Origin of the sequence: Intestinibacter sp. (assembly GCF_051866655.1) — a bacterium.
GTDB lineage: Bacteria > Bacillota > Clostridia > Peptostreptococcales > Peptostreptococcaceae > Intestinibacter.
Map to the genome: position 1 here is coordinate 1 of NZ_JBJDXL010000171.1, position 5387 is coordinate 5387.

General features: G+C 29.2%; 5 protein-coding genes. 3 read left to right on the top strand and 2 right to left on the bottom strand.

Annotated elements, in window-relative coordinates; translation table 11 throughout:
- Nucleotides 1-164: 164 nt before the first annotated feature.
- Nucleotides 165-1025 carry an EamA family transporter gene (locus tag ACI3VO_RS05210; protein WP_439756894.1) on the bottom strand — a complete coding sequence of 287 codons (861 nt, stop codon included), beginning with the start codon at nucleotides 1023-1025 and terminating at the stop codon, nucleotides 165-167.
- A gap of 32 nt (nucleotides 1026-1057) precedes the next feature.
- On the bottom strand, nucleotides 1058-1462 hold the full coding sequence (locus ACI3VO_RS05215; RefSeq protein ID WP_439756895.1) for a RusA family crossover junction endodeoxyribonuclease: 405 nt from the start codon (nucleotides 1460-1462) through the stop codon (nucleotides 1058-1060).
- 62 nt (nucleotides 1463-1524) lie between these two features.
- Here ACI3VO_RS05215 and queG point away from each other — a divergent pair, with 62 nt between their 5' ends.
- The 3 genes from queG to ACI3VO_RS05230 all read left to right on the top strand — a co-directional run.
- Nucleotides 1525-2436, top strand: a complete 912-nt coding sequence (queG, locus tag ACI3VO_RS05220; RefSeq protein WP_439756896.1) for a tRNA epoxyqueuosine(34) reductase QueG — start codon at nucleotides 1525-1527, stop codon at nucleotides 2434-2436.
- A 98-nt stretch (nucleotides 2437-2534) separates the two neighbouring features.
- Nucleotides 2535-4754 (top strand): AAA family ATPase, encoded by a 2220-nt coding sequence (locus ACI3VO_RS05225; RefSeq protein ID WP_439756897.1) that lies wholly within the window; start codon nucleotides 2535-2537, stop codon nucleotides 4752-4754.
- A gap of 256 nt (nucleotides 4755-5010) precedes the next feature.
- The coding region (locus ACI3VO_RS05230; protein ID WP_439756898.1) for an endonuclease III domain-containing protein at nucleotides 5011-5387 on the top strand (377 nt) is incomplete at its 3' end.

Consider the following 5387-nt stretch of genomic DNA (forward strand, 5'->3'; position numbering starts at 1 on the left):
ATGTGGTGAATGTGAAACTAGATGTCCATATGAATTACATATAAGAGATATGTTGAAAAATGTAGTTAAAGTATTAGAAAAATAGATTGTAATATATGAAAAAGGAAATCATAGATTTACTTGAGTAGATTTGTGATTTCCTTTTTTGATATGTTTTATAAATTTTATACTAATAATAGTAATGTTCCTGTCACAATTAAAATCAAGCCTACAGCTGATTTTTTGTTTAGCTTTTCTTTTAAAATAATATATGAAAATCCTATTGTGACCAATATACTCAGTTTATCAATTGGAACTACTACGCTAGCTGGACCTTCTTGGAGAGCCTTATAATAACAAAGCCATGAGCCTCCAGTTGCAAATCCAGATAAAATTAGATATATCCAGCTTTTTTTATCGATAGAACTTATTTCAGATTGCTTTTTTGTAGCAAATACTATTATCCAAGCCATTATTAAGACGACAACAGTTCTTATCGATGTACCTAAGTTTGACTCTATGCCTTCGATACCTACTTTGCCTAGGATTGATGTAAGGCTCGCAAATACTGCAGATAAAATAGCATAGAGAAGCCAACTATTTTTTTCGTTCTTATTTTGTTGTATGTCCTTTTTTTCAATCATCATATATGTACCAATTCCTATTAATACGATACATATAGCTTTGATTGCTGTGATTTTTTCGCCTAAAAATATTATGGCTAGAATCATAGTCAAAATCGTGCTCGATTTATCTATAGGCGTTACTTTGTTTACATTTCCTAATTGCAATGCCCTGAAGTAACATAGCCAAGATCCTCCTGTAGCTAAACCAGATAATATTAAAAATGACATTGTCTTTATGCTGATATTTGTTATCTGATCTTGAGAGCCTACGATAAATACCATCAAGCACGAAAAAGCTAAAACAACAGTTGTTCTAATTGCAGTTGCTAAATTTGAATCTGTACTTTTGATTCCTATTTTGGATAATATAGCTGTTAAGCCTGCAAATATTGAAGAAGCAAATGCATATAAAATCCACATTATTATCATCTCCCGTAAGTATTTAAGTATATTTATTTTTCTATTATATCGTATGATACATCGTATTTAGATACAGGATACAAGTAAATTTCAACACGAGGATTTTCTTTATCTATATAATCGAATAGCAAAACAGGTCTAAGCTGCTTGTCGTTTTTTATCATACCGCTTTTTTCAATTCCATCACAGATGCTTTTAGGGTAGTTGTGTAAATCACCTCTTCGTTTGTCTGGAAAGTATAATTTTAAAACAGTGATTAGATCCTCTTCTATCTGTTCACCCTGATATTGTTGATTTATATATCCTGCAATCATATTTTCATAAGCTAAATATTTAGAATGCTTTCCTTTTGCTGGCATCCAGGCTTGACCGTGAATATTATGAAGTTTAAAATTAGACTTACTAATAGGTCGACCTGGGATTGTTATTTTTATCAAGTTATCACTCCCTTACCTTTAGTTATTATAAGTCGAAATTGTAATTTATGAAAGGATATTTTATGAATAAGAATAGATTGAAGGAAATTTGCGAGAGTAAAAATATAGATATTATGGGAATTGCGCCTGTTGGACCTTATTTTGATTTGGAGAAAATTTTGATAGACAGAAAGCAAAAGGGTCATCTGACAGGAATGGAGGAGCAAGATATTCAAAAAAGAATAAATCCTAAGCTAATAATGGAAGATGCTAGATCTATAATAGTCTGTGCATTTCCGTATTATATTGGCGAATACGAAGATGCGAATATATCTAAATACTGTTATGGCGAGGATTATCATATTGTCACAAAGAAGATTTTGACCGAGGTATGTTTGGATATTCAAAAAGAGGTCCAGAATTTTAAATACGAAATTTTTGCAGATAATGGACCTTTAGTGGATAGATACTTGGCGTATTTAAGTGGGATAGGTTATTTTGGAATAAATAACAATATAATTACTGATAAATACGGTTCATATATTTTTATAGCGTATATTGTAAATAATTACGATTTTCCAGCTGATGAGCCTATCGAAAAAAATTGTATAAAATGTAATAAATGCGTCAAATATTGTCCGGGAAATGCAATTTTAGGAGATTTTGAAATAGATCCTAGGAAATGTCTTTCTTACATAACTCAGAAAAAGGACGAGTTATCAGAAGAAGAAGTAACTTTATTAAGAGAAAATAGAAAAATTTTTGGATGTGATATATGTCAAGATGTATGTCCACATAATCAAAATATAGAGATTACAAAAATAGAAGAATTTAATCAAGCTATAATTACAAAATTAGATAAAAATGAAATAGACGAAATTTCAAATAAAGAATTTAAAAGAAGATATAAAAATAAAGCCTTTAGCTGGAGAGGAAGAAAAATTATCAAGAGAAATATGGATATAATTTTAGACAAAAATAAAATTAACTCTTAAAAAATTTGCTAAATAAAATAAATATTCATAATTAATAATACAACTGAAACATATAATTAAATAAGTTGAAAATATTATTGTGTTGAGGGGAGAGGACTATGAGAAAATTTAGTAATACTTCTGAAATAGAACCTAATGACGGTATTATCGGTCAAGAAAGAGCGGTAAGGGCGATGACATTAGGTTTAAAAATGAATAATCCAGCTTATAATATATATGTTTCAGGAAATTGTGGAAGTGGAAGAATTACTTACACAATAAAGGCAATAGAATCGCAGGAAATAGACAAGAGTAGAATTAAAGATTGGTGCTATGTATATAATTTTAAAAATCCTAGATGTCCTATTGCTATAGATTTTCCTGTTGGAAGTGGTAAAGAGTTTAAAGAGGATATCAATAATTTAATCGAGAGTTTAACAGATAAAATAAACGACACTTTTGAAAATGAAGAATATGAATTAACGAAAAATAAGCTACTTCAGAGCTATGAAATTGAAAAAGAAAAATTATTAAAAAGTGTAAAGCAATATGGAAAGGAAAAGGGATTTAAGCTAAAAAGCAGTAGTTCAAGCTTTATATTTGTTCCGATAGACGATAATTATGAGGAGGAAACCTCAGCAGAAGAATTTTATCAGACAAAGACGGAATTAGAAGAAATGGTAATACAGGTTTTATATAAATTAAAGGCATTAGAGGAACGAATAAAACAGGTTGTAATCGATACAGAGAGTCAAATGGGAAAGATGGTAGTACTCCCATGTGTAGAAGTACTTAAAAATAAATACAGCGATAACGAAAAAGTAGTTGAATATCTAAATGATTTAGAAGAAGACATTTTAGAGTATATATATATGTTTTATTTAGATGAAGAGGATTTAAAGGAAAAATACGATAAGAATCATTTATCGAAATATGAAGTTAATTTATTTGTAAGCAAGGATAATTTTTCCCCTATAATTATAGAAAACAATCCAAAGCCAAGTAATTTGTTTGGAAAAGCAGAATATGAATACCAAAATGGAAACTTAAAAACAGATTTTACAAAAATAATACCAGGCTCAATTCACAAAGCAAATGGAGGATATTTGATTTTATATGCAGATCAACTATTGAGATATGCAAATTCATGGGAAATATTAAAGCAAACTTTGAAAAATGGTCAAATAGAAATAGAAGGTCAAGGATTTATAAATCCAGCTCCAATCCCACTAGATTTAAAAATTATCCTTATAGGAAGTCATTATTTATACAATCTTATCTACTACTATGACCCTGAATTTATGAAATATTTTAAGGTATTTGTAGATTTTGATGATGAAATGGATAAAACAGAGGAAAATGAAGATGCTATAAGTGGATTTATTTCATACCAATGTCGAAAAAATAATTATAAGCATCTAACTTATGAGGCTGTTACAAGAGTGATGGATCAGAGTATGAAGATGGTAGAGGATAAGAATAAGCTATCTACAAATTTTAATAAAATAATGGAAATAATAAATGAAGCGAATTTATATGCGATTATGGATAATTCGGAGTATATAGAAAAAAATCACATAGAAAAGGCGATATACGAGAAGAAACATAGAATAAATAAAATAGAACAAAAAATAGATGAATCCTACAATAGAGAAAATACATTAATAGAGATAAAAGGAAAGCAGGTAGGTATAATAAATGGATTATCTGTGTTGAGCACAGGTGAACACTCTTTTGGAAAGCCATCTAGAATAACAGTTACGACATCATGTGGAAGCAGAGGTATTGTAAATATTGAAAGAGAAGTCAAAATGAGTGGTTCTATTCATAATAAAGGGGTATTAATACTAGAAGGATATTTAGCAGAAAATTTTGCTCAAGAGTTTCCTCTATCTTTAAATGCCTATATTTGTTTTGAACAAAACTACGGTGGTGTAGATGGAGATAGCGCATCATCTGCGGAATTATATGCCTTGTTATCGTCATTGAGCAATATTGGAATTAAGCAAAACATAGCAGTAACTGGTTCGATTAATCAAAAAGGTCAGGTTCAGGTGGTAGGAGGAATAACTAAAAAGGTTGAAGGCTTTTATTATTGCTGCAAGAACAAAGGTCTTACAGGTGATCAAGGAGTGATTATTCCTGCTAATAATGAAGATAACTTAGTTCTATGTCAAGAAGTTGAAGATGCGATAAAGACTAAAAAATTTCATATTTATAAAGTAAACAAAGTAGAAGAAGCGATGGAGATATTAACAGATGAAAAATTTGATACTATAAAAAAATTATCTATGGATAAGCTGACAAAATACAGCCAGTGCAAAAATAAAGAAATGTAATTTTTTAATACAATAGTAGTTATTTGAATTTAAAAATAAAAAATCAATTTTGGGAATATTGCTATACTCAAAATTGATTTTTTTTGACGAAAAAGGAAAAATATAAATAAAATATTTTGTAATATATTGATAGATTTTATAGATAATAAATTTATAGATGAAATTAAAAAAAGCTTAGATTTAGAATTTTAAAGGTATTGTAGTTTTCGATTTAAGCTTATAAAATAGAAAATGAATAACCAAGGGGGAGTTAAAAATGAAAGATGTAAATAAAATATTAGATAAATTAGAAGAAACATACCCAGATGCACAATGTGAGTTAAAATACGAAACTCCATTTGAGCTTTTAGTAGCAACTATACTATCTGCACAATGTACAGATGTCAGAGTAAACAAGGTTACTAAGGAATTATTTGCAAAATACAATACACCAGAGCAATTTGCGAATTTAACAGAAGAACAAATAAGCGAAGAGATAAGAAGCTGTGGACTTTACAAGAGTAAATCAAAAAAAATAAGAGAAACCTCTAGAATGATATGTGAAAACTTCGGAGGAGAAGTACCTCAAACTTTAAAGGAGTTGACTACGCTTCCAGGAGTAGGAAGAAAAACTGCGGATGTAGTTTTGAGTAA

Excerpts from the sequence above, each read along its gene's own strand:
- ACI3VO_RS05210 (WP_439756894.1), bottom strand. The coding sequence starts at position 1,025 with ATGTGGATTTTATATGCATTTGCTTCTTCAATATTTGCAGGCTTAACA.
- queG (WP_439756896.1), top strand. The coding sequence starts at position 1,525 with ATGAATAAGAATAGATTGAAGGAAATTTGCGAGAGTAAAAATATAGAT.
- ACI3VO_RS05225 (WP_439756897.1), top strand. The coding sequence starts at position 2,535 with ATGAGAAAATTTAGTAATACTTCTGAAATAGAACCTAATGACGGTATT.